Source organism: Rhodococcus ruber (assembly GCF_016804345.1).
Taxonomy (GTDB): Bacteria; Actinomycetota; Actinomycetes; order Mycobacteriales; family Mycobacteriaceae; genus Rhodococcus; species Rhodococcus ruber.
On the sequence record NZ_CP044211.1, the window covers coordinates 1,515,872 to 1,537,547 of the forward strand.

The 21,676-nt window shown below is 71.5% G+C and carries 23 protein-coding genes; 18 read left to right on the forward strand and 5 right to left on the reverse strand.

Annotated features, from left to right (window positions below):
- Entirely contained in the window at positions 1-1,065 is a 1,065-nt protein-coding gene (locus F1734_RS07110) for a S1C family serine protease (RefSeq protein WP_203011470.1), read from the reverse strand.
- Entirely contained in the window at positions 1,062-2,162 is a 1,101-nt protein-coding gene (locus tag F1734_RS07115) for an NAD(P)-binding domain-containing protein (protein ID WP_203011471.1), read from the reverse strand. Before F1734_RS07115 ends, F1734_RS07110 begins: the two co-directional genes overlap by 4 nt.
- Positions 2,163-2,360: 198 nt before the next feature.
- Here F1734_RS07115 and F1734_RS07120 point away from each other — a divergent pair, with 198 nt between their 5' ends.
- The 5 genes from F1734_RS07120 to F1734_RS07140 all read left to right on the forward strand — a co-directional run bounded on the left by F1734_RS07120 (position 2,361) and on the right by F1734_RS07140 (position 6,339).
- A complete protein-coding gene (locus F1734_RS07120) occupies positions 2,361-3,248 on the forward strand; it encodes an SPFH domain-containing protein (RefSeq protein ID WP_010593112.1) in 888 nt (295 codons plus the stop codon).
- A 15-nt stretch (positions 3,249-3,263) separates the two neighbouring features.
- Complete coding sequence (locus F1734_RS07125; RefSeq protein WP_003936370.1) at positions 3,264-3,464, forward strand: type II toxin-antitoxin system antitoxin; 201 nt, start codon at positions 3,264-3,266, stop codon at positions 3,462-3,464.
- A gap of 70 nt (positions 3,465-3,534) precedes the next feature.
- Positions 3,535-4,266 carry an enoyl-CoA hydratase gene (locus F1734_RS07130; protein ID WP_010593111.1) on the forward strand — a complete coding sequence of 244 codons (732 nt, stop codon included), beginning with the start codon at positions 3,535-3,537 and terminating at the stop codon, positions 4,264-4,266.
- A gap of 99 nt (positions 4,267-4,365) precedes the next feature.
- Positions 4,366-5,481 (forward strand): MBL fold metallo-hydrolase, encoded by a 1,116-nt coding sequence (locus tag F1734_RS07135; RefSeq protein ID WP_010593110.1) that lies wholly within the window; start codon positions 4,366-4,368, stop codon positions 5,479-5,481.
- 93 nt (positions 5,482-5,574) lie between these two features.
- Complete coding sequence (locus F1734_RS07140; RefSeq protein WP_017679394.1) at positions 5,575-6,339, forward strand: ZIP family metal transporter; 765 nt, start codon at positions 5,575-5,577, stop codon at positions 6,337-6,339.
- A 6-nt stretch (positions 6,340-6,345) separates the two neighbouring features.
- Here the strand turns inward: F1734_RS07140 and F1734_RS07145 are convergent, their stop codons facing one another.
- Both F1734_RS07145 and F1734_RS07150 read right to left on the reverse strand, forming a co-directional pair.
- Positions 6,346-6,690, reverse strand: a complete 345-nt coding sequence (locus F1734_RS07145; RefSeq protein WP_010593107.1) for a sporulation protein — start codon at positions 6,688-6,690, stop codon at positions 6,346-6,348.
- Positions 6,691-6,741: 51 nt separating this feature from the next.
- The gene (locus F1734_RS07150) at positions 6,742-7,665 is read right to left on the reverse strand and encodes a LysR family transcriptional regulator (RefSeq protein WP_010593106.1); all 924 of its coding nucleotides are present in this window, start codon (positions 7,663-7,665) and stop codon (positions 6,742-6,744) included.
- Positions 7,666-7,763: 98 nt separating this feature from the next.
- On the opposite strand from F1734_RS07150, the gene F1734_RS07155 reads away from it, so the two are divergent.
- The 7 genes from F1734_RS07155 (at position 7,764) to F1734_RS07185 (ending at position 14,297) form a co-directional block, all read left to right on the forward strand.
- Positions 7,764-8,129, forward strand: a complete 366-nt coding sequence (locus F1734_RS07155; protein ID WP_048774094.1) for a YybH family protein — start codon at positions 7,764-7,766, stop codon at positions 8,127-8,129.
- Positions 8,130-8,193: 64 nt separating this feature from the next.
- Positions 8,194-10,671, forward strand: coding sequence for an HAD-IC family P-type ATPase (locus F1734_RS07160; RefSeq protein WP_010593104.1), 2,478 nt, complete (start codon positions 8,194-8,196; stop codon positions 10,669-10,671).
- A 126-nt stretch (positions 10,672-10,797) separates the two neighbouring features.
- Positions 10,798-11,082 (forward strand): antitoxin, encoded by a 285-nt coding sequence (locus F1734_RS07165; RefSeq protein ID WP_203011472.1) that lies wholly within the window; start codon positions 10,798-10,800, stop codon positions 11,080-11,082.
- A gap of 155 nt (positions 11,083-11,237) precedes the next feature.
- Entirely contained in the window at positions 11,238-11,456 is a 219-nt protein-coding gene (locus tag F1734_RS07170; protein ID WP_225222245.1) for an antitoxin, read from the forward strand.
- An 89-nt stretch (positions 11,457-11,545) separates the two neighbouring features.
- Complete coding sequence (locus tag F1734_RS07175; protein WP_010593101.1) at positions 11,546-11,734, forward strand: antitoxin; 189 nt, start codon at positions 11,546-11,548, stop codon at positions 11,732-11,734.
- A gap of 165 nt (positions 11,735-11,899) precedes the next feature.
- A complete protein-coding gene (locus F1734_RS07180) occupies positions 11,900-12,565 on the forward strand; it encodes a universal stress protein (protein WP_225222247.1) in 666 nt (221 codons plus the stop codon).
- Between the two features lie 94 nt (positions 12,566-12,659).
- Positions 12,660-14,297, forward strand: coding sequence for a Na+/H+ antiporter (locus F1734_RS07185; RefSeq protein ID WP_203011473.1), 1,638 nt, complete (start codon positions 12,660-12,662; stop codon positions 14,295-14,297).
- Positions 14,298-14,322: 25 nt separating this feature from the next.
- On the opposite strand, the gene F1734_RS07190 is transcribed toward F1734_RS07185, so the two are convergent.
- Positions 14,323-14,832 (reverse strand): DUF4385 domain-containing protein, encoded by a 510-nt coding sequence (locus F1734_RS07190; protein ID WP_203011474.1) that lies wholly within the window; start codon positions 14,830-14,832, stop codon positions 14,323-14,325.
- A 174-nt stretch (positions 14,833-15,006) separates the two neighbouring features.
- Between F1734_RS07190 and F1734_RS07195 the strand changes: the two genes are divergently transcribed.
- From F1734_RS07195 to F1734_RS07220, 6 genes are all read left to right on the forward strand, one after another.
- Positions 15,007-16,224, forward strand: coding sequence for a sensor histidine kinase (locus F1734_RS07195; protein WP_026137457.1), 1,218 nt, complete (start codon positions 15,007-15,009; stop codon positions 16,222-16,224).
- An 88-nt stretch (positions 16,225-16,312) separates the two neighbouring features.
- Positions 16,313-17,101 (forward strand): LytR/AlgR family response regulator transcription factor, encoded by a 789-nt coding sequence (locus tag F1734_RS07200; RefSeq protein WP_017679397.1) that lies wholly within the window; start codon positions 16,313-16,315, stop codon positions 17,099-17,101.
- Between the two features lie 218 nt (positions 17,102-17,319).
- A complete protein-coding gene (locus F1734_RS07205; RefSeq protein WP_225222349.1) occupies positions 17,320-17,625 on the forward strand; it encodes a hypothetical protein in 306 nt (101 codons plus the stop codon).
- Positions 17,626-17,632: 7 nt separating this feature from the next.
- A complete protein-coding gene (locus F1734_RS07210; protein WP_203011475.1) occupies positions 17,633-19,444 on the forward strand; it encodes a sodium/solute symporter in 1,812 nt (603 codons plus the stop codon).
- 160 nt (positions 19,445-19,604) lie between these two features.
- The gene (locus F1734_RS07215) at positions 19,605-19,967 is read left to right on the forward strand and encodes a DUF485 domain-containing protein (RefSeq protein WP_010593093.1); all 363 of its coding nucleotides are present in this window, start codon (positions 19,605-19,607) and stop codon (positions 19,965-19,967) included.
- Between the two features lie 20 nt (positions 19,968-19,987).
- The gene (locus F1734_RS07220) at positions 19,988-21,622 is read left to right on the forward strand and encodes a solute symporter family protein (RefSeq protein WP_010593092.1); all 1,635 of its coding nucleotides are present in this window, start codon (positions 19,988-19,990) and stop codon (positions 21,620-21,622) included.
- Positions 21,623-21,676: the final 54 nt, after the last annotated feature.

The window sequence follows — 21,676 nt, forward strand, 5'->3', positions numbered from 1 at the left end:
TCAGCGCGGCGGGCCGACGTCCAGGACGACGCGGGCGGTGCGGTGCCGGCCGGTGACGTCGAGCCAGCCGATCTCCACGCTGTCGCCCGGACGGCGCGCCATCAGCATGTCCTCGAGGTCCACCGTGGTCGAGACGGGGCGCCCGTCGAACGCGACGATGACGTCGCCGATCTCGAGGCCGGTGCCGGCGGCGGGGGTGCCGTAGCCGACCCACAGCACTTCGGCGCCCGTTTCCTCGTTGCCGGTCCGGTCGGTGGTGACGCTCACGCCGAGCAGCGGGGTCGGGCCGACGTGCACCGTCCCCGCGCTCGTCCCGGTACGGACCTGGTCCACCACGTCGAGGGCGGTTCCGATGGGCACTGCGTACGCCTCGGGTGGATCGGGGACGGCGGCCGGGTCCGGTTCGACCGCCCCGGCGGTGTTGACCCCCACGACGGTGCCGAACGCGTCGACGAGCGGACCACCGGAGTCTCCGGGCCGGATCGCCGCGCTGACCTGCAGCATTCCGCGCAACCGACGTAGCGATCCGTCCATCGAGTCGCGCACCGACACCGTCTTGTCGACGGCGACGATCGTGCCGGGTGCCGGCACGACGACGCCGCCGCCGTCCGCGTTGCCGAAGGCCGTCACGGGCGAGCCCGGTTGGGGAAGGGGCGTCTCGGTCACGGCCGCGACGGGCAGACCGGCGGCGGAGCCGAGTTGCAGTACGGCGATGTCGAGGGTGGAGTCGTAGCCGAGCACCGCGACGTCGTAGCTCGCGCCGGTGTGGGGGCTCACCGCGCTGATGTCGGTGGCTCCGGTGACGACATGGTGGTTGGTGAGCACCGTGCCGTCGGCCGTGAGGACGATGCCGGTGCCCGAGATGCCGCGCCAGCCGCGGTTCGCGGTGAGGGTGACGACGGCCGGAGCGATCCGTGCCGAAACCTCCTCCGCCGTCGGCGGCACGATCGGCGGAGCGGGCGCCGCGGGCGGTGGTGGCGGCACAGCGATCTCGACCGTCGCCGGTGCGGTGAGCACCAGGCCGGCGGCCACCATCGCCAAAACGGCGCCGAGGCGGCGGATCACGGCCCCGGCGCGGTGGCCGCGAGGTGGTCGACGAGTTCGCGGGCGGCGGCGCGACCGGCGCGGTTCGCGCCGATGGTCGACGCCGAGGGCCCGTATCCGACGAGATGGATCCGCGGGTCCGCGGCGACCTGCGTCGCCAGCTTGCCCGTCATGGTGATGCCGCCGCCGGGATTGCGCAGGCCGAGGGGGGCGAGGTGGTCGAGGGAACTGCGAAAACCGGTGCACCAGAGGATGACGTCCACGTCGAGCGTGGTGCCGTCGGACCATCGGACGCCGGTCTCGGTGATCTCGTCGAACATCGGGAGGCGGTCGAGTGCGCCGCGTTCACGCGCCGCGCGGATCGCGGGCGTGACCGGCAGACCGGTCACCGACACCACCGATCCGGGCGGCAGGCCCCGCCGGACCCGGTCCTCGACGAGTGCGACGGCGGACCGCCCGAGCTCCGGCGTGAAATCCTCGTCACGCCAAGCAGGTTCGCGGCGGGTGACCCAGGTGGTGTCGGTGACGCGGGAGATCTCGTCGAGCAGCTGCACCGCCGAGATGCCGCCCCCGACGACGAGGACGTGCCGGCCGGCGAACTCGTCGGCGCTGCGGTAGTCCCGGGTGTGCAGCTGTCGTCCGCGGAAGCGCGTCGCCCCCGGGTACCAGGGCACGAAGGGGTGTTCCCACGTGCCGGTGGCGTTGACCAGCCCGCGGGCGGAATACACCCCGTGGTCGGTCTCCACCCGCAGGCGCTCGCCGCGGTCGCACACCACGCCGACCTGGACGGGGCGGTGCACCGGCAGGTGAAAGCGCGCCTCGTAGGCGCGGTAGTACTCGGGCACCGCGGAGGAGGCCGGGACCTGTCCTGCGGTGGTGTCGACCGCCTCGGAGAACGGCCACCCCGGCAGGTCGTGCACTCCGTTGACGGTGCTCAGCGTCAGGGACGGCCACCGCTGCTGCCATGCGCCGCCGGGGCCGAACGACCGGTCCAGGACGACGAACCCGGACTGCGGTTCGACGCCGAATCGCCGTAGGAAGTAGGCGGTGGACAGCCCGGCCTGACCCGCGCCGATCACGACGACGTCGACGGTGGTGGCCGGTGTGTCCGTCGTCATCACCGCTCTCCCTTCCGTGGGTCCGTCTTCATAATGCACCGACGTGTCCGTCGCGTGATGCACCGACGTGTCCGTCGCATGATGCACCGACGTGTCCGTCGCATGATGCACCGACGTGTCCGTCGCCGCTGTCCGGCCGGCCGATAATGTGATATCACTTTAATATCTCATTGGAGTCTCCGGAAAGGGAGTCCCGCCATGTCCGCCACCTCCTCCGTCGTCACGGAGCGGCCCGGAAGGTCCGTCAACGGCTGGTCCGTCCTCGCGATCGCGCTCACCGTGGACATCGCGGCCGTGGCGCTCGCCGTGTTCGGCGCGCTGAACCACAACGTCGCGCTCGTCGTGGTCGGCGCGGTGCTGGTCGTCCCGGCCACCGTCGCGCTCGCCGGCCTGGTCCTCGTCGAGCCCAACGAGGCGCGGGTGCTGCAGTTGCTCGGCAGCTCGTACTCGGGCACCCTCCGGAAGGACGGGTTGCGGTGGATGAACCCGCTCAACACCCGCCGCAAGGTTTCGACCCGGATCCGCAACCACGAGACCGGGATCGCGAAGGTCAACGACGCCGACGGCAACCCCATCGAGATCTCGGCGGTCATCGTGTGGCAGGTCGAGGACACCGCCCGGGCCGTGTTCGATGTCGACGACTTCGAGGAGTTCGTCGCCGTGCAGACCGAGGCGGCCGTCCGTCACATCGCCGGCAGCTACCCGTACGACGCGGGCCCGGAGACGTTGTCGCTGCGGCAGAACGCCGACGAGATCACCACGAGGCTGTCCGCCGAAGTCGACGAGCGGGTCGGATCCGCCGGCGTGCGGGTCGTCGAATCCCGGATCAACCGGCTCGCGTACGCGCCCGAGATCGCGCAGGCCATGTTGCGCCGGCAGCAGGCGGGTGCGGTCATCGCCGCGCGTGAGCAGATCGTCAAGGGCGCGGTCGGCATGGTCGCAACCGCCCTCGAACAGCTCGAGAAGGAACACACCATCGAACTCGACGAGGAGCGCAGGGCCGCGATGGTGAGCAACCTGCTCGTGGTCCTGTGCGGCGACCAGAGCGCGCAACCGGTGCTCAACACCGGATCGCTCTACGCCTGACGCGTCGTCGACACGATGGCCGAACGCAAGAAGCTGCTGCTCCGGCTCGACCCTGCGGTCCACGACGCCCTCGCACGCTGGGCCGCCGACGAGTTGCGCAGCACCAACGCCCAGATCGAGTTCCTGCTCCGTCGTGCGCTGAGCGAGGCCGGACGCATGCCACGCGAGGCCGGGCGCATCCGCAAGCCCGGCCGGCCGCGCGCGGACGAGGACTGACGCGGAGCGCCCTCGCGCCCGCCCCCGGCGGGTGCGATGATGCGTGCCGTCGACGAAAGGTGAAGCACACATGATGGGGATCAGCCGTGACGGCGACGTGGTCACGCTCGAACTGCGGCGCGAGGAGCGCCGCAACGCGCTCAACACCGAGCTGTGCGTCCAGGTCCGGGAGGGGCTCGAGGAGGCCCTCGACGGGGGTGCGCGTGCGGTCGTGATCACCGGGCGCGGCTCGAGCTTCTGTGCCGGCGCCGACCTGTCGGGCGACGTCTACGCGGAAGGATTCCTCGACAGCCTAGGGGAGATGCTCCGTGCGATCCAGGAGGCGCCCGTCCCGGTGATCGCCGCGATCAACGGCCCCGCGATCGGTGCGGGCACCCAGCTCGCTCTCGCGGCGGACCTGCGGGTCGTCGCCCCGGGCGCCCGATTCGCGATTCCGGCGGCGCGTCTCGGTATCTCGGTGGACCGGTGGACGGTCCGGCGGCTGGTCTCCCTGCTCGGCGGCGGCCCCGCGCGGGCCGTGTTGCTCGCCGCCGAACCGGTCGACGCCCACGAGGCGGTCGACCGCGGTCTGGCCAACCGGATCGGCGACCTCGTCGCCGCGCAGTCCTGGGCACGCGAGATCGCCGAACTCGCCCCGTTGTCGCTGCACGCGATGAAGCTGTTCCTCAACGACGACGGCACGCGCGACGAGCCGTCGCCCGAGCAGACGGCCGCGCTCGCCGCGGCGTGGCTCAGCGAGGACGCCCAGGAGGCGCGCCAGGCCCGCTCGGAACGCCGGGCGCCGGTCTTCCGCGGTCGCTGAGCGCGCCCGCGCTCGTGCAGCTGAGCGCGCCCGCGCTCGTGCAGCCGTGCGCGCCCGCGCTCGTGCAGCCGTGCGCGCCCGCGCCCCTACAGTGGTGGGGTGAGCGTCAAGCAGACCGCCTCGTCCGCCCTTGCCGGTGCCGGCTTGCTGTGGGTGGCGCGGGCCGCCCGCGGCGTCCCGGGCTCGATCGGCGCGACCCCGGCGGACATCCGTCCGTACGCCGCCGGCTCACCCCGGTATCGGAACGGGCGCTTCCACAACTCGGAGCCGAGCAGCACCGTGCTGCCCGAGGCCGGCGGCAGCCTTGTCAAGGACATGCTCACCCGCCGGTCCTCGGGTGTGCCGCGCGACGCGGTGCCGCTCGCGCCGCCGCTCGCGCCGGTGCAGGCCGCGGAGCTTGCGGTGACCTGGTACGGACACTCGAGCGCCCTCCTCGAGATCGACGGCCACCGGATCCTCGCCGACCCGGTGTGGAGCGAGCGGGTCTCGCCGTCGGCCGCCGTGGGCCCGGCCCGGCTGCACCCGTCGCCGGTCGAACTCACGGAACTGCCGCCGATCGACGCCGTCGTGATCTCCCACGACCACTACGACCACCTCGACCGCGAGACCGTCGAGGCGCTGGCGGCCACGCAGCCCGAGGCCCGGTTCCTGGTCCCGCTCGGTGTGGGCGCGCACCTGCGCCGGTGGCGGATCCCCGCCGACCGGATCGTCGAGCTGGACTGGGACCAGCACACCGAGGTGGGTGCGCTCACCGTCACCTGCACCGAGGCGCGGCACTTCTCCGGCCGCGGCCTGATCCGCAACATCACGTTGTGGTCCTCGTGGGTGATCGCCGGGCCGACGCGACGGGTGTTCTTCGGCGGCGACAGCGGCTACACACCCCGGTTCGCCGACCTGGGGGACCGCTACGGGCCCTTCGACCTGACGCTGCTGCCGGTAGGCGCGTACGACCCGCGCTGGCCCGACGTGCACATGAACCCGGAGGAGGCGGTGCGCACCCACACCGACCTCGGCGGCGGTGACCATCCCAGCCTGCTCGTCCCCGTACACTGGGGCACCTTCAATCTGGCGTTTCACGCATGGTCCGAGCCGATCGCGCGGCTCCTGCCGGCCGCGCGCGCGGAAGGGGTACCCACGGCCGTACCGATGCCGGGGCAGCGGATCGACGTGCTGCGGCCGGGCTCGCAGGTTCCGTGGTGGGTTCCGCTCGGCTGACTTCGGTGCGCCGGTAGGGTTTCCGGCCTGCCACACGGGGTATCCGGCCGTCCGTCGGGGCGAGTCGGAGGGAGGCCGGTCATCGTCGAATCGTTGATCTTCGGGATCGTCGCGTCGAGCGCACTGGTGCTCGGGGCGTTGGTGGGCGGCTGGGTAGAGATCCCCAAACGCGTTCTCGCGGCGATGCTGGCGTTCGCCGCCGGCGCGCTCATCACCGCCCTGTCGTTCGAGTTGTTCGAGGATTCGTACGAGAAGGGCGGCATCTGGCGCGCGGCGATCGGCCTCGCGGTCGGCGCGATCGTGTTCACCGCGCTCAGCGCGTGGTTGGACCGGGTGGCCGAGGGGCGGCGCGAAAAGGACCACGGCAGTGAGAAACTCGACGTCGATGCCGCCGCCGAGGGAACCGCGCCGTCGTCGTCCTCGGTCAGCGGGGCGGCCGGTCTGGCGCTGCTGGCGGCGGTCACCCTCGACGGGGTGCCCGAGAACGTGGCGCTGGGCGTGTCCCTGGGGGAGGGCACCGGCGGTCTCGCTCTGCTGGTCGCGATCTTCGTGTCCAACTTCCCGGAGTCGCTCGTCGGCAGCGCCTCCATGCGCGCCCAGGGCCGGTCCCGGAGGTACATCGTCGGGATGTGGGTGGCGTGCGCCGCACTGCTGACCGTCGCCGTCGTCGTCGGGGCCGGGCCGCTCGCGGTGACCCCGCCCGAGACGATCTCCCTGCCGTTGGCGTTCGCGGCGGGCGCGGTGCTGGCCTCGCTGGCCGACACCCTGATGCCGGAGGCCTACGAGAAGGGCGGTCCCACGGTGGCGCTGAGCACCGCCGCGGGATTCGTGCTCTCGTTCGTCCTCGCGACGCTGTGAGCGACGTCAGCTCGCCGCGGCGGCCCGCCTGCGTTCGACGAGTGCCCGCGTGACGAAGAAGGCGATCGCCACACTCGCGACGGTGCGCACCAGCCGATTGACATCCACGGCCGGCTGCCACGACAGCTTGCCGCCGCTGATGACGTACGCGCCCACCGGGCGAGCACCCACCCCGAAGCCGCCGCCTTCGCCGTTCTCCCCGTCGGGTGAGTAGCCTCCGCCGCCGCCGGCACCGCCGGAGACCACGGCCGCGGTGATGACGGTCAGGCCGTCCTTCTCGATCGGTTCCGAGTACACGCGCTTGACGGTCACCGTGTCGCGCGCCTTGGCCATCAGGTCCTCGAGATTCACTTCCGCCCCCTGTCCGTCGTGGATTCGACTCCGGCCGGCCGGCCGCGCCCCTCATTCTCGGCCGTGACCGGGCGCCGGGGAAGTGCCCAAGGTCCCTGCGAGCGCGAAGGCGCGGCGACTGTGCCGGACGAGTTCGCGCAGTGCCGGCGCGCCGGTATCGGACCAGATCAGCGACAGCACCGCGGGCGCGGTGGCGTCGTCCACGGCGAGCCCGCACAACCGGCCCTCGACGTGCGCGGCCATCGAGCGGCTGAGGATCGCCACGCCCAGTCCACGGGCGGCCAGGTCGGCGACGGTGTCAGGGGAACTGGCCTGCAGGGCGATGTCGGGGCGCAGGCCGGCGGCGGCGCACGCCCGGTCGAACACGGTCCGGATCCCGGTGCCCGGGGGCATGGACACGACGGGATGGGCGCACACGTCCGCGAGGGTGAGAGGTGCGCGTCCGGTCAGGGGGTGACCGGGCGGCACGGCGGCGACGATCGGTTCGCTGACGAGGGTGAGCGCCTCGAGGCCCGGGGGCGGGGCGGCGGCGGTGCCGACGAGGGCGAGGTCCACGGTGGCGGCACGTACCCGCTCGACGAGCCGGTCGGAGGCATCCTCGACGAGGGTGATCTCGACCCCCGGGTGCGCGCGGTGGAACGCGGCGAGCGCGTCGAACAGCCCGGTGACGGTGCAGGCGGTGACCATGCCGACCACCAGCCGTCCCCGGATCAGGGTCGTCACCTCCTCGACAGCCTGCCGGGCGGCCGCGGCGGAGGCCAACGCCGCCCGGGCGTGCGGCAGCGCCGCCTGCCCGGCCGCGGTCAGGGTGGCGGCGCGGGTGGAGCGGTCGAACAGGGCGGCGCCGAGGTCGTGCTCGAGCTGGCGGATCTGGGCGCTGATCCCGGACTGGCTGATGTGGACGCGGTGGGCGGCCCGGGTGAAGTTCGCCTCCTCGGCCACCGCGACGAAGTACGCGAGCTGCCGCAGTTCCATAAGCTCGGATTCTAGTTTCGATCAGAACAATCTGTTGGACTTCTCATTGCAGGAGTCGGAGGCTGGAGGAGTCCCACCCGTCCGTAGAGAGGATCGCCGTGTCCGATGCAGAGAAGGCCTGGCAGCCCGAGGATCTCACCCGCCTGTTCGTCGAGCGCTCCAACGCCGGCGACGCGGCGGGCGTCGCCGCCCTGTACGAGGAGGACGCCGTGATGGCCTACCCGCCGGGTAGTCGCACGGTGGGACGCGAGGCCATCCGCCGCCTGTGGGAGCAGGTGCTCGAGCACGCGCCCCGATTCGAGCCCGAGCCGTCGCTGCCGACCCTCATCAGTGGTGACCTCGCGCTGACCGCCACACCGCCGAAGGACGGCGCCGGCGCCCGGGCCCAGGTGGCCCGCCGCCAGCCCGACGGCAGCTGGCTGCGGGTGCTCGACCAGCCCGAGTTCGTCCGCCCGGACCGCTGAGCCGGGTCGCGAGCCGCGTCACGGTGTGGGGGTGGATCGCAACGGGTGGCTTAGCCTGTTTCCCATGGCAGCAGAGGAGCCCACCGCGGTCGCCGACCAGGCAGCTGTGCCCCCGACCGACGCGCGGCACGTCGCGCTGGGCCTGACCACCGAGCAGGTCGCCGAACGGGTGGCCCGGGGCGCCACCAACGACGTGCCGGACCGGGCGTCGCGGTCGGTCGGAGAGATCGTCCGCGCCAACGTCTTCACCCGCATCAACGCGATCCTCGGCGTCCTGCTGGCCATCGTCCTGGCCACCGGATCGATCATCGACGGCATGTTCGGCCTGCTGATCATCCTCAACAGCGCCATCGGCATCGTGCAGGAGATCCGCGCCAAGTGGACCCTCGACCGGCTCGCGATCGTCAGCCAGGCCAAGCCGCTCGTCCGCCGCGACGGGGTGGTGGCCGAGCTGCCGCCGCACGACGTGGTGCTCGACGACATCATCGAACTCGGACCCGGCGACCAGGCGGTGGTCGACGGCGTCGTCGTCGAGACCGAGGGACTCGAACTCGACGAATCGCTGCTCACCGGCGAGGCCGACCCCGTGCACAAGGAACTCGGCGCGCGGGTCCTCTCCGGCAGTTTCGTCGCGGCGGGCAGCGGCTCCTATCGCGCCACGAAGGTCGGCCGCGATGCGTACGCGGCCCGGCTCGCCGAGGAGGCCAGCAAGTTCACGCTCGTGCACTCGGAACTGCGCGCCGGGATCGACAAGATCCTGAAATTCATCACCTACCTGATGATTCCGGCGGGCCTGCTCATCATCTACAACCAGCTGTTCTCGAGCGGCCAGCCCCTCGGTCCCGCGCTCAGCGGCATGGTCGCCGCGCTCGTGCCGATGGTCCCCGAGGGGCTGGTACTGATGACGTCGATCGCGTTCGCCGTGGGCGTGATCCGTCTCGGTCACCGGCAGTGCCTCGTGCAGGAACTGCCGGCCATCGAGGGACTCGCCCGCGTCGACGTGGTGTGCGCCGACAAGACCGGCACGCTCACCGAGAACGGCATGCGCCTGGCCGACCTCGTGTGCGTCGACGGCAGCGACGAGGCCGCCGTCCGTGCCGCCCTCGCGGCGATGGCGGCCGACGATCCGCGTCCCAACGCCAGCGTCCTCGCCGTACGCGAGGCCCTGCCCGACGACCCCGGCTGGGGAGAGGCCACCGCCGTCGCCCCGTTCTCGTCGGCGAAGAAGTGGAGCGGCCAGTCCTACGGCACTCACGGCAACTGGGTGCTCGGCGCCCCCGACGTGCTTCTCGATCCGGCCTCGGCGACGGCCCGGCGCGCGGAGGAACTCGGCGCACAGGGACTGCGGGTGCTGCTGCTGGGCCGATGCGACCGGGCAGTCGACGACCCGCAGGCCCCCGGCGCCGTCACCGCGCAGGCCCTCGTCGTGCTCGAACAGCGGGTGCGGCCCGACGCCAAGCCCACCCTCGAGTACTTCGCGAGCCAGCACGTCGACGTCAAGGTCATCTCCGGCGACAACGCCGTCTCGGTCGGCGCTGTCGCGACGTCGCTCGGCCTGCCGCACGCCGAGCATCCCGTCGATGCCCGCGCCCTGCCGGAGGACCGCGACCGGCTCGCCGACACCCTCGACTCGGCCACCACGTTCGGTCGCGTGCGGCCGGACCAGAAACGCGCGATGGTCGGTGCGCTGCAATCGCGCGGGCACACCGTCGCCATGACCGGCGACGGGGTCAACGACGTGCTGGCGCTCAAGGACGCCGACATCGGGGTCGCGATGGGCTCCGGGAGCCCGGCCACCCGCGCGGTCGCGCAGATCGTGTTGCTGGACAACAAGTTCGCGACCCTGCCCTACGTCGTCGCCGAGGGCCGCCGGGTGATCGGCAACATCGAGCGGGTCTCGAACCTGTTCCTCACCAAGACCGTGTACTCCGTGCTGCTGGCCTTCCTCGTCGGACTGTCGGGTGCGTTGTCCCAGGTGTTCGACTACGAGCCGCTGCCGTATCCGTTCCTGCCGCGGCACGTGACGATCGCGGCCTGGTTCACCATCGGAGTCCCCGCGTTCATCCTGTCGCTCGCTCCCAACAACGAACGGGCCCGTTCCGGATTCGTCTCGCGCGTGATGCGCCTGGCGATCCCGTCGGGTGTGATCATCGGGATCAGCACCTTCGTCTGCTACCTGCTGGTGTACGCGGGGCCCGAGCAGACCGAGGCGCAGAAGATGCAGGCCGGCACCGCGGCGCTGATCACCCTGATCATGATCGCGTTGTGGGTGCTCGCCGTGGTGGCGCGGCCGTACGTGTGGTGGAAACTGGTGCTGCTGGGCGGCTCGGTGCTCGGCTACGTCGTCCTGTTCGCGTTCCCGGCCGTCCGCGAGTTCTTCGCGCTCGACATCTCCAACGTCGGCGCCATGGTCACGGCGTTCACGTGCGGGGCGATCGGCGTGGTCCTCGTGGAGGTCTCATGGTGGGTGACCGGGCGGATCCACGGTGAGCACCGTCGGTTGTTCGCCGCCAGTGAAGACCTGTTGCCGGGCGAGCACTGACCGGGGACGAGATCACTGCCCGGCCGCGGCCGGGGACGAGATCACTGCCCCGGCCGCGGCAGGTTTGGGATCGGGCCTGCGGTGGCACGCTGAGGCATCGATCCCCCGAGCGGAAGGAGCAGGCCGATGGGCCTGAAGGATTCCATCAAGGGTCTCGTCGACAAGGGCAAGGCCTACGCGGAGAAGAACCCGGACAAGGCCGACCGGTTCGTCGACAAGGCAGGCGACGCCGCCGATGCCCGGACGGGCGGCAAGTACGCCCAGCACGTGGACAAGATTCAGGACGCCGCGAAGAAGCACCTCGGTACCGCGGACAATCCCGTCCCCGGAACGACGCCGGCCCCCGGCGGACAACCCGGGCCGGAGTCGGATCCCGGTCCGCAGGCGCAACCGGGCCCGCGCACGCCGTAGGTGCGCACGTGCTCGGCGGGAGATCCCGGCCGGGGGTCTCCCGCTCGGCCGGTGGCACGGCCGCCTCGGCTGGTGGCACGACCGCCTCGGCCGGTGGCACGCTGGTGACGACCCACGAATGCACACGGAGAAGGGGTGAGCCTGCGATGCGATTCATGGATTCGGTCAAGGGGTTGGTCGACAAGGGCAAGGACTATGCCCGGAAGAACCCGGGCACGGTGAATCGCGCCATCGACAAGGCCGGCGATGTCGCCCGGACCAAGGGACCGCGCAAGTACTCCCGGCATGTCGGCAAGGCGCAGGACGCGGTGAAGAAGACCCTCGGCACCGAACATCACGGGCCCGGCCCGGATCCTGGACCCGGCGTCCGATAGCGACTCGGCGGACACGGCCCACGTCCGGTCGCGGCCTTGCTGTGTGGCAGGCTGGGCCCGCTCGCTCATTCGGACGAAAGGGATGCGACGTGGGCTTCATGGATTCGGTCAAGGGGATCGTCGACAAGGGCAAGGAGTTCGCGGCACAGAACCCCGACAAGATCGACGACGCGATCGAGAAGGCCGGGGACCTCGCGGACCGCAAGACCGACGGCAAGTACGCCGGCCAGGTCGACAAGGTGCAGGACGCGGCCCGGAAGGCGCTGCGCCCCGAATAGACCGCGCTGACCGAGTGCTGACCAGGTGGATCGCAGCGGATGGTCGGCACGACGGCGAATCCGGTCCTCATGGCTGCCGGATCGCGATCGCGGCAGGCACGTGTGTATATCGCCCGATTCGTCCGCAAGGTCGGACTCCCGGCTGGAATGTGTGACCATGGGACGATGCGGCCGGTAATTCTCGTCGTCTTCCTGATCGTGTGGGTGCTGATCGGCCTGGCGACCGGTCTGTGGATGGCCAGGCGCGGGCACGACCCGAGATGGACCCTGATCGCGGTTGCTCTGGGGCCGCTGTTCGTGCCGATCGCCTACGAACGCGTCGAGCGGCAGCCACGCTCCGCCCGTCCCGAGTCTCCGACAGCGCCGGTCCTCTCGGAGCCGGACGGCCTGCGGGTGCTGATCGGGTTCGACGGATCGCCCCACGCGGAGCAGGCGCTGCGGGAGGCCCGGGCGATCTTCGGTTCCCGGCTCGGCACGCTGAGCCTGGCGCAGGTGGTCTCGTTCGACACGGCGGACGAGGACTGCGCCGAGGCGACGGACGAGGTGTCCGGCCGGCTCGCGGCGGCAACCGCGGACGTCACCGGCGTCGAGGTCCGCCACGAAGTGCTGGCCGGGCCGCCGGGGGAGACGCTGTGCTGGTACGCCGCCGACGGCAAGGCGGACGTGATCGTCGTCGGCCGACGCGGCCGCGGCATGTCGCGGCGACTGCTGGGCAGCGTCTCCGCGCACCTCGTCGAGCACGCCCGGGTGCCGGTGCTCGTCGTCGAACCGGACGCACTCGAGTCGCCGTCCGCGCGACCGTCCGGCCGAGAGGCCCCGTCGCACCCCTGACGCGCACTCCTGACGCACACACGTGGACGACGCCTACGCCCGGCCACCGGCTCGTCCGACGCCGTCGAACCCCCACCCACGTCACAATCGACGGGTGAACGGGACCTGGATTCTGCTCGTCGTCATCGCCGCCATCGCCGTCACCGGTCTCGCCAACCGGAGCAACCTGCAGGCCCCACTCGTCCTCGTGACCATCGGCTCGCTCGCGTCCTTCATTCCCGGAATGCCGCGGCTCGAGCTCCACCCGCACGTCATCCTCGGGGTGGTGCTGCCCCCTCTGCTCTACTCCGCGGCACTGCGCTTCTCCGTCGCGACGTTCCGCAGGCACCTCACCCCGATCCTGCGGCTCGGCATCTTCACGGTTCTCGCGACGGCGTTCGCCGTCGCGCTCTCCGCGTCCTGGCTGGTCCCGGAGTTGACCCTCGGGGCGGCGCTGGTGCTCGGTGCGGTGGTGGCGCCGACCGACGCGGTCAGTGCCGTCGCCGTAGGGCGGAAGCTCGGCCTGCCCAAGCGGGTGATCGCGGTGCTCACCGGTGAGGGCCTGGTCAACGACGTGACCGCACTGACACTGTTCGCCGTCGCGGTGTCGGCGGTCGCCGGCACCCGGGTGTTCGCGACGGATTCCCCGCTGGCGTTCTTCGGGTACGAGGTGATCGGCGGCGTGGCGATCGGCCTGCTGCTTGCCACGGTGGTGCACCTGATTCGGGGCCGAATGTACGATTCTCCGCTGGAAACCGTGCTCGGACTGGTCCTTCCGTTCACCGCCTACCTCGCCGCCGAGGAGATCGGGGCCTCCGGTGTGCTCGCCGTCGTCGCGGCCGGGCTGTACATGGGGCACCGCGCCACCGACGCGTCGGTGGCCACGCGGATCCAGGAGCGGGCCGTGTGGGAGAGCCTCGACATTCTGCTCGAGATGTTCGTCTTCGCCTACATGGGTCTGCAGCTGAAGTTCGTCATCGACGAGGTCCGCGACAACGGCCTCGACGTCCACGTCGCCTTCCTCTACGGCTTCGCGATCCTCGGCGTGGTGATCGCCGTGCGCCCCCTGTGGGTGCTGCTGCACTGGGCGCGACGACGTCTCACGCGGAGCATCGGGCTGGACCGGCTGGGCCGGGATCAGTTCAGCGGACGCGAGTACCTGGTCATCTCCTGGGCCGGGATGCGCGGGGTCGTGACCCTCGCCGCTGCCGGCGGCATCCCGTTCGTCCTCGCCTCCGGTGAGCCGTTTCCCGGACGCGAGATCGTCCAGGTGATCGCCTTCGTCGTCGCCGTGGGCACCCTGCTCGTCCAGGGCGCCACGATGCCGGCGCTCATCCGCGCGCTGAACGTCGCCGACCCGTACGAGCGGCTCTACACCGAGCAACAGACTGAACTCGCGCGCACCATCTCGGCCGCGGCGGCACGACAGCACCTCACCGAACTCGCGGCGAATCCACCGGACGGCGTGGACGCCGACGACCTGCAGCGCATCCTCGACCGGGTGAACCGGTCGATGCAGTCCCGCGCCGAGGCGCAACAGGCGGAGGACGCGGGGGAGCGCGATCCGTCCGTGCTGCACGCGGCGGCGCTGTTCGAAACGTTCCGCCGCTCGGTGCTGCGCGCCCAGCGGCAGGCTCTGATCGCTGCGCGCGACGACGGCGACCTCGACGACGAGACCTTGCGCACGGTGCTGGAGGGACTCGACATCGAGGAGGCGGCCGCGGAGGAACGGATCAACCGTCGGCGTCGCTGACCGTTCGGCCCGGACGGGTGGACCATCAGCCGTACAGCTCCCGGTGCCGCCGCCGCTGTTCCACGTACCGGGGCTCCGCCGCGGCCCGGTCCCACGCCTGCTTGAACACCGCTGCGGCCGCAGCCTTCTCCGCGTCCTCGGGACCCCGGGGGAGCTCCGCGCGGCCGTGCGCGCCGCTGCGACCCCGGCGGTCCTGCGGGACGGGCCCGTCGTACTTGCGACCACCCGGACGAGCGGCGTACCGGCGTGCCCGCGTGTACCCCATCTGGAGGAACTTGCGGGCCATGTCCGCGCCCACGAAATCCCCCTCGTCGAGATACGAGAAGAACATCGTCAGGATCGTGCCGGCACTCGTCCGGGCCTGCTCGACCGTCGCGAACCGCCAGTGCGGCAGCAACTCCGACTTGTACGGCTCGACCTTCAGCACGCCCTGCTCCCCGCGGCCGACACGGTAGAGGTGCGGCTGCCGACGCAGGTCGAGATTCGCGTAGTCGAGCGAGTAGTCGAACGGGCGGGGCCCACGTCGAGCGGCCACCCCCGGGAGTCTCCCACGGCCGATTCGGCGCCGCGCCGCCTTCGGTGCTCTGCCCGCGCCGCGAATCGGCAACTCGTAGCGTGGAGCCATGACCGACCCGCTCGACCGTGCATGCGTCCACCCGTCGCCTCCGCCGCCGGCCGGGTGCGAGCATCGGCCGGAACCGGTGACGCGGTGAACGGCACGGTCGTCGCCCTCCTCGCCGTCGCGGTGCTCGTCCTCGCCGGCGTCGCCGCCCTGTGGCTGCGCACCCGGCGCGGCCTGACCACACCGGCCGAACGCGCCGTGCACGCCACCCTGCACACCGCATCGCTCGCCGCCCGGCCGCTGCGGCGGGGCCTCGACGCGACATCCGCGCAGGAGGCCGCCCCGCACCTGCGCTCCCTCACCGGCACACCCTCCGTCGCGCTCGTCGACGCGGACGGCACCTGCCTGGCGTGGAGCGGTCCCTTCGAGGGGCTGTCCGAGCAGTTGCTCGCCGCCGCCCACCGCGCCGTCGCCGAGGATCGGCGCGTCCTCGTCGGTCACGGCGACCTCGTGCGCGGCGCCGACGATCAGGCGGCACGGGCCGTGATCGTGCAGCCGCTCGTCATCGACGGTGTCGGCGTCGTCGGCGCGCTCGGCGTCGTCACAACCACCGAACCCGGACCGGCCCTGCTCGGCGTGCTGACCGAAGTCGCCCGCTACGCCTGCAGCCAGATCGAACTCGCCGAACTCGACGCCTCCCGCGCCCGTCTCGACCGCGCCGAGGTACGGGCCCTGCGCGCGCAGATCAGCCCGCACTTCATCTACAACGCCCTCGGCACCGTCGCGTCCTTCGTGCGCACCGACCCCGAACGCGCCCGCGAACTGCTCCTCGAATTCGCCGACTTCACCCGGTACTCCTTCCGGGCAGCCGGGGAGTACACCCTGCTCGCCGACGAACTGCGCAACATCGACCGCTACCTCACGCTCGAACGGGCCCGCTTCGGCAATGCCCTCGAGGTGCGGCTGCAGGTCGCGCCGGAGGTCCTCAACGTGGTGCTGCCGTTCCTCGCCCTGCAACCCCTCGTCGAGAACGCGGTGCGGCACGGCATCGCCGGCAAGAGCACCCGCACCGGCACCATCAGCATCGTCGCCGCGGACGAGGGCACCGACTGCGTCATCAGCGTCGAGGACGACGGCGTCGGAATGGACCCCGAACTCCTGCGCTCGGGCGACCTCGACGCCGTCGCCGAGGGACAAGGTCGCACCAGCGCCAAGGAGGCGGCGCACGTGGGACTCGCCAACGTCGACGACCGCCTGCGCGCGGCGTTCGGCAACGACTACGGCCTCGTCGTCGAGACTGCCCCCGGGGCCGGGACGAAGGTCAGCATGCGGGTACCGAAGTTCCGTCCCGGGATCCGGGCATGACGCGACCCTTCCGCTACCCGGTCACCCTGGGCGCGAGTGGCCCGGTCCGCTCCGCTCGGACGGTCCGGCATGGCACGATGGACCGGCTGTGAACGAGACCACCGACACCCTCACCGTGCTGGCCGTCGACGACGAACCGCCGGCCCTCGACGAACTCGCGTACCTGCTGCGGCGGCGCGAGGAGATCGGCCACGTCCACACCGCGGGCGAGGCGACCACCGCCCTGCGGCTGCTGCGCGACGGCGGAATCGACGCGGTGTTCCTCGACATCAACATGCCCGGCCTCGACGGCCTCGAGCTCGCCGGCATCCTGCGCAACTTCGCGAACCCGCCCGCCGTCGTGTTCGTGACCGCGCACGACGACCGGGCGGTGGCGGCGTTCGACCTCGGGGCCGTCGACTACCTCCTCAAACCCCTGCGCGAGGAGCGGCTCGCCGAGGCGGTGCGCCGCATCGCCGAGCGCCGCCGCACCCGCGAAACCGAATCCGCTGCCGCGGGTGCCGCGGCCTCGGACGAGGTGATCCCCGTCGAACTCGGCGGCGTGACCACGCTGGTGCCGCGGTCGTCCGTGCAGTGGGTCGAGGCCGACGGCGACTACGCACGCCTGCACACCGGCACCGGCTCCCACCTCGTGCGCATCCCCATCTCCACGCTCGAGAGCCGCTGGGCCGACGCCGGGTTCCTGCGGGTGCACCGCTCCTATCTGGTGGCGCTGCCCCTGGTGACCGGCATCCGCAGCGTCGGTTCCGGCCTCGTGGTGTGCCTGCGCGCCGAGGAGGGCAAGCCGGCCGTCGAACTGCCGGTGAGTCGTCGTCACACCCGCGAACTCAAGGACCGCCTGATCCGCGGCCCGATGCAGACCTGGACGAGCAGATGAGTCCGTCCGGCGGCTCACCGTCGCGCAGCTCGGGGAGCGGTTCGGGCGGCCCGCCGCCGCGTGGTTCGGGCGGCCCGCCGCCGCGTGGTTCGGGCGGCCCGCCGCCGCGTGGTTCGGGCGGCCCGCCGCCGCGTGGTTCGGGCGGCCCGCCGCCGCGTGGTTCGGGCGGCCCGCCGCCGCGGGAACGGGTGGTGCTCGCCCAGCGCCGCGGTGCCCGCATGGTGCGCACCCGCGTGGAGGTCCAGGAACAGACCGAGGTCGGGGAGGCGATGGTGCGCGGCCTGGTCCGCGCCCAGCTCGGCCTCGCCACGCGGCTCGCGCTCGTCGCGGTGTGCCTGCTGTGCGCCCTGCCCGTGCTGTTCCACTTCGTGCCGCACCTGACGGACGTGACCGTGCTCGGCATCCGGTTGCCGTGGCTGCTGCTCGGCTTCGTCGGGTACCCGCTGCTGCTCGGCATCGGCCGGCTCTACGTCCGCCTGGCCGAACGCAACGAGCAGGACTTCACCGACCTGGTCGACGACTGAGCGGCCCATGGACACCGGTTCGATCCCCGTCGCCACCGTCGTCGGTCTCGTCTTCGCCGCCGCCGCCACCGTCGCGATCGGCATCTACGGAGTCCGGCTGGCCCGCACCACCTCCGACTTCCTCATCGCCTCCCGCAGCGTCGGACCCCGCTGGAACGCCGCCGCGATCTCCGGTGAATACCTTTCCGCTGCCTCCTTTCTCGGCGTAGCCGGACTCATCGCCAAGTACGGCGCCGACGCCCTGTGGTACCCGGTGGGCTTCACCGCGGGCTACCTGGGTCTGCTGCTGTTCGTCGCCGCCCCGCTGCGCCGGTCCGGCGCCTACACCGTGCCGGACTTCGCGGAGTTCCGGCTCGGTGCGCGATGGCTGCGCACCCTGTCGATGGTGATCGTCGCCGTCGTCTGCGTGCTCTACCTCGTCCCCCAGTTCCAAGGCGCGGGACTGACGCTGAACATCCTGCTCGGGGTTCCCGACTGGGTCGGCGTCGTCGCGGTCGCCGTCATCGTCGTCGGCAACGTCGTCGGCGGCGGCATGCGCTCGATCACCTTCGTCCAGGCGTTCCAGTACTGGCTCAAGCTCACCGCCGTCGCGGTGCCCGCCCTCGTGCTCGTCGTCCACTTCTTCGACGACGATCGCGCCGTCGGCCGGCCGGCGCCCCCGACGGTCACCGAGCGCACCACCGTCGACGTCACCACCGATGTCGTCGTCCAGGTCGGCGAGCCCCTCGCGGTCACGGCGACCGGACGGGTCGACGGACGGACCGTGGACGGCACCGTGCTGCTCGCGCCCGGTGAGCACGAGGTGGCCGCCGGCACGGCGCTGGTGCTCGAGCCCGGCGCGGCCGTGCCGGTGGTGGCCGGGGCACCCGCCACCAACGACGACTGGGTCGCTCCCGGCGGTGGGATCGGGGGCGCCCACCCCATGTTCCAGGTGTATTCGCTGATCCTCGCCACCTTCCTCGGCACGATGGGCTTGCCGCACGTGCTGGTGCGCTTCTACACCAACCCGGACGGGCGAGCGGCCCGCATGACGTCGCTCGCGGTGATCGCCCTGCTCGGCGTGTTCTATCTGTTCCCGACGCTGCTCGGGGTGTTCGCACGCCTGTACGTGCCGCAACTGCTCATCACGGGCCGCTCCGATGCGGCCGTGCTGCTGCTGCCGGGGTCGGTGCTCTCCGGACTGGGTGGCCAGCTGCTCGCCGCGCTCGTCGCCGCGGGGGCGATCGCGGCGTTCCTGTCCACGTCCTCGGGGTTGCTGGTCAGCGTCGCCGGTGTGCTGTCCACCGACGTGCTGCGCGGACGCGTGCGCGACTTCCGGATCGCGGCCGTCCTCGCGGGCCTGGTGCCCCTCGGCCTGTCGCTGGCGGTGACGTCGCTGGACCTGTCGCGGGCCGTGGGCCTGGTGTTCGCGGTGGCCGCCTCCACGCTGTGCCCGCTGCTGATGCTCGGCATCTGGTGGCGTGGGCTGACCGCGGTCGGCGCGGCCGCCGGCATGGTGACCGGCGCGGTGGTGGCCGGGGGCGCGGCCCTGGTCGTCGTGCTGGTGCGGATCGATCCCGAGGCCGGTGGCGGCTGGGTCGCCGCCGTCGTCGGCTACCCGGCCGCCGTGAGTGTGCCGCTCGCGTTCGCCACCATGCTCGTGGTCAGCCTCGCCACCCGCGCTCGCGTCCCGGCGGACGTCGGGCGGGTCTTCTCCCGCATGCACGTGCCCGAGCGGCTCGGGATGGGCCGGGACCGGGAACTCGGGGCGTTCGAGGACACCGGCGTTCCCGCAGAGCCCCGCGGACCGGGCCAGCCGTCCCCGCGTGGGGAGCACTGAGCTGCCACTCGTCGCGCCCGGCAGACCGTTCGCCGCACCGGGCGACAGCTCACCGTGTGACCGGTGCCACCTTCTTTTCGTGTGACTCCGGTCTCACTACGGTCTACTGGTAGTACGCCTCACAGGGGCGATCCCTGAAGCCACGACCAAGGAGTCGGCAGTGACCACAGCTCACCTCGGCAAGGGCGGGGCGCTCGAACGCCGCACGCCCGATGCGCAGGACTTCGTCGACATGCAGGCGAGTCCGGAGTTCCAGGACTTGCGCCGCCGGCTCCGGCGGTTCGTCTTCCCGATGACGGGGCTCTTCCTCACCTGGTACTTCGTGTACGTCCTGCTGGCCACCTACGCCGCCGACTTCATGGCGACCAAGGTGCTCGGCAACATCAACCTCGGCCTGATCCTCGGACTCGGCCAATTCGTCTCGACGTTCGTCATCACCGCGCTCTACGTGCGGTTCGCCAATCGTGACCTGGATCCGCGGTCCGCCGCGATCCGCGAAGAGCTGGAAGGACCGGCCCAGTGACAACGAATGCGCTCGCGCATGTGACAGTTCTGGCTCAGGGTGCCACCGACGTCGGCAACCCGCTGTTCAACATCGCGATCTTCGTCGCGTTCGTCGTCGTGACGATGAGCCTGGTCATCCGGGCCAGCCGCTCGACCAAGAAGGCCTCCGACTTCTACACCGGCGGCGGGCAGTTCTCGGGCCCGCAGAACGGCTTCGCGATCGCCGGCGACTACCTGTCGGCGGCGTCGTTCCTCGGCATCGCCGGCGCCATCGCGGTCTACGGGTACGACGGCTTCCTGTACTCCATCGGCTTCCTCGTCGCCTGGCTCGTCGCCCTGCTGCTCGTCGCCGAACTGCTCCGCAACACCGGTCGGTTCACCATGGCCGACGTGCTGAGCTTCCGGCTCAAGCAGCGGCCCGTGCGCATGGCCGCCGCGCTGTCCACCCTCGCGGTGTCGCTGTTCTACCTGCTCGCCCAGATGGCCGGTGCCGGTGGCCTCGTCGCGCTGCTGCTCAACATCGACGGCCAGCTCGGCCAGGGCATCGTCGTCGCCGTGGTCGGCGTCCTGATGATCGTGTACGTGCTCGTCGGCGGCATGAAGGGCACCACCTACGTGCAGATGGTCAAGGCCGTGCTGCTCGTCGCCGGCGCCGGCATCATGTTCGTGCTCGTCCTGCTGGCTGTCCGCGGCAACTTCTCGCAGCTGCTGGCCGACGCGCAGGCCATGGTCAACAGCTCCACCAACGAGGCCGTCGCCGGTCGCGACGTGCTCGCTCCGGGCGCCAAGTACGGCATCAGCGACATGACCCGTCTCGACTTCGTCTCGCTCGGCATCGCCCTGGTGCTCGGCACCGCCGGCCTGCCGCACGTGCTGATGCGCTTCTACACCGTGCCCACCGCCAAGGAAGCACGTCGCTCGGTGACCTGGGCCATCGCCCTCATCGGCGGGTTCTACCTGTTCACCCTGGTGCTCGGCTACGGCGCCGCCAAGCTGGTCGGACCGGACGTCATCCTCGGCGCCCCCGGCAAGGAGAATTCGGCCGCGCCGCTGCTCGCCTTCGAACTCGGCGGCACCATCTTCCTCGGCATCATCTCCGCCGTCGCGTTCGCCACGATCCTTGCGGTCGTCGCCGGCCTCGCGATCACCGCGTCCGCGTCCTTCGCCCACGACATCTACGCCAGCGTGATCAAGCGCGGCAATGCCTCCGAGGAGGACCAGGTGCGGGTCTCCCGCATCACCGTCGTGGTGATCGGATTGGTCTCGATCGTGCTGGGCATCCTCGCGATGGGCCAGAACATCGCCTTCCTCGTGGCCCTGGCCTTCGCGGTCGCCGCGTCCGCCAACCTGCCGACGCTGCTGTACTCGCTGTTCTGGAAGAAGTTCAACACCACCGGCGCCCTGTTCAGCATCTACGGCGGCCTGATCAGCTGCCTGCTGCTCATCGCCCTCTCCCCGGCGGTCTCCGGCAAGCCGTCCTCGATGTTCCCGGACGCGGACTTCGCCCTCTTCCCGCTCGCCAACCCCGGCATCGTGTCGATCCCGCTGGCCTTCGTCCTCGGCATCGTCGGCACCTTCATCGGGCGCCGCAAGCTGGAGGATCCGGCCAAGCAGGCCGAGATGGAGGTCCGCTCCCTCACCGGTGTCGGTGTCGAAAAGGCTGTCGCCCACTAGGCAACACCCACGGAGCGCGGGTTCGGGGTCGATCACCCCGGGCCCGCGCTTCGG

What these genes read in the sequence shown, in the direction of transcription:
- F1734_RS07115 (WP_203011471.1), bottom strand. Translation starts at nt 2,162, where the DNA reads ATGACGACGGACACACCGGCCACCACCGTCGACGTCGTCGTGATCGGC.
- F1734_RS07120 (WP_010593112.1), top strand. Translation starts at nt 2,361, where the DNA reads ATGTCCGCCACCTCCTCCGTCGTCACGGAGCGGCCCGGAAGGTCCGTC.
- F1734_RS07125 (WP_003936370.1), top strand. Translation starts at nt 3,264, where the DNA reads ATGGCCGAACGCAAGAAGCTGCTGCTCCGGCTCGACCCTGCGGTCCAC.
- F1734_RS07130 (WP_010593111.1), top strand. Translation starts at nt 3,535, where the DNA reads ATGATGGGGATCAGCCGTGACGGCGACGTGGTCACGCTCGAACTGCGG.
- F1734_RS07150 (WP_010593106.1), bottom strand. Translation starts at nt 7,665, where the DNA reads ATGGAACTGCGGCAGCTCGCGTACTTCGTCGCGGTGGCCGAGGAGGCG.
- F1734_RS07160 (WP_010593104.1), top strand. Translation starts at nt 8,194, where the DNA reads ATGGCAGCAGAGGAGCCCACCGCGGTCGCCGACCAGGCAGCTGTGCCC.
- F1734_RS07165 (WP_203011472.1), top strand. Translation starts at nt 10,798, where the DNA reads ATGGGCCTGAAGGATTCCATCAAGGGTCTCGTCGACAAGGGCAAGGCC.
- F1734_RS07170 (WP_225222245.1), top strand. Translation starts at nt 11,238, where the DNA reads ATGGATTCGGTCAAGGGGTTGGTCGACAAGGGCAAGGACTATGCCCGG.
- F1734_RS07180 (WP_225222247.1), top strand. Translation starts at nt 11,900, where the DNA reads ATGCGGCCGGTAATTCTCGTCGTCTTCCTGATCGTGTGGGTGCTGATC.
- F1734_RS07205 (WP_225222349.1), top strand. Translation starts at nt 17,320, where the DNA reads ATGGTGCGCACCCGCGTGGAGGTCCAGGAACAGACCGAGGTCGGGGAG.
- F1734_RS07210 (WP_203011475.1), top strand. Translation starts at nt 17,633, where the DNA reads ATGGACACCGGTTCGATCCCCGTCGCCACCGTCGTCGGTCTCGTCTTC.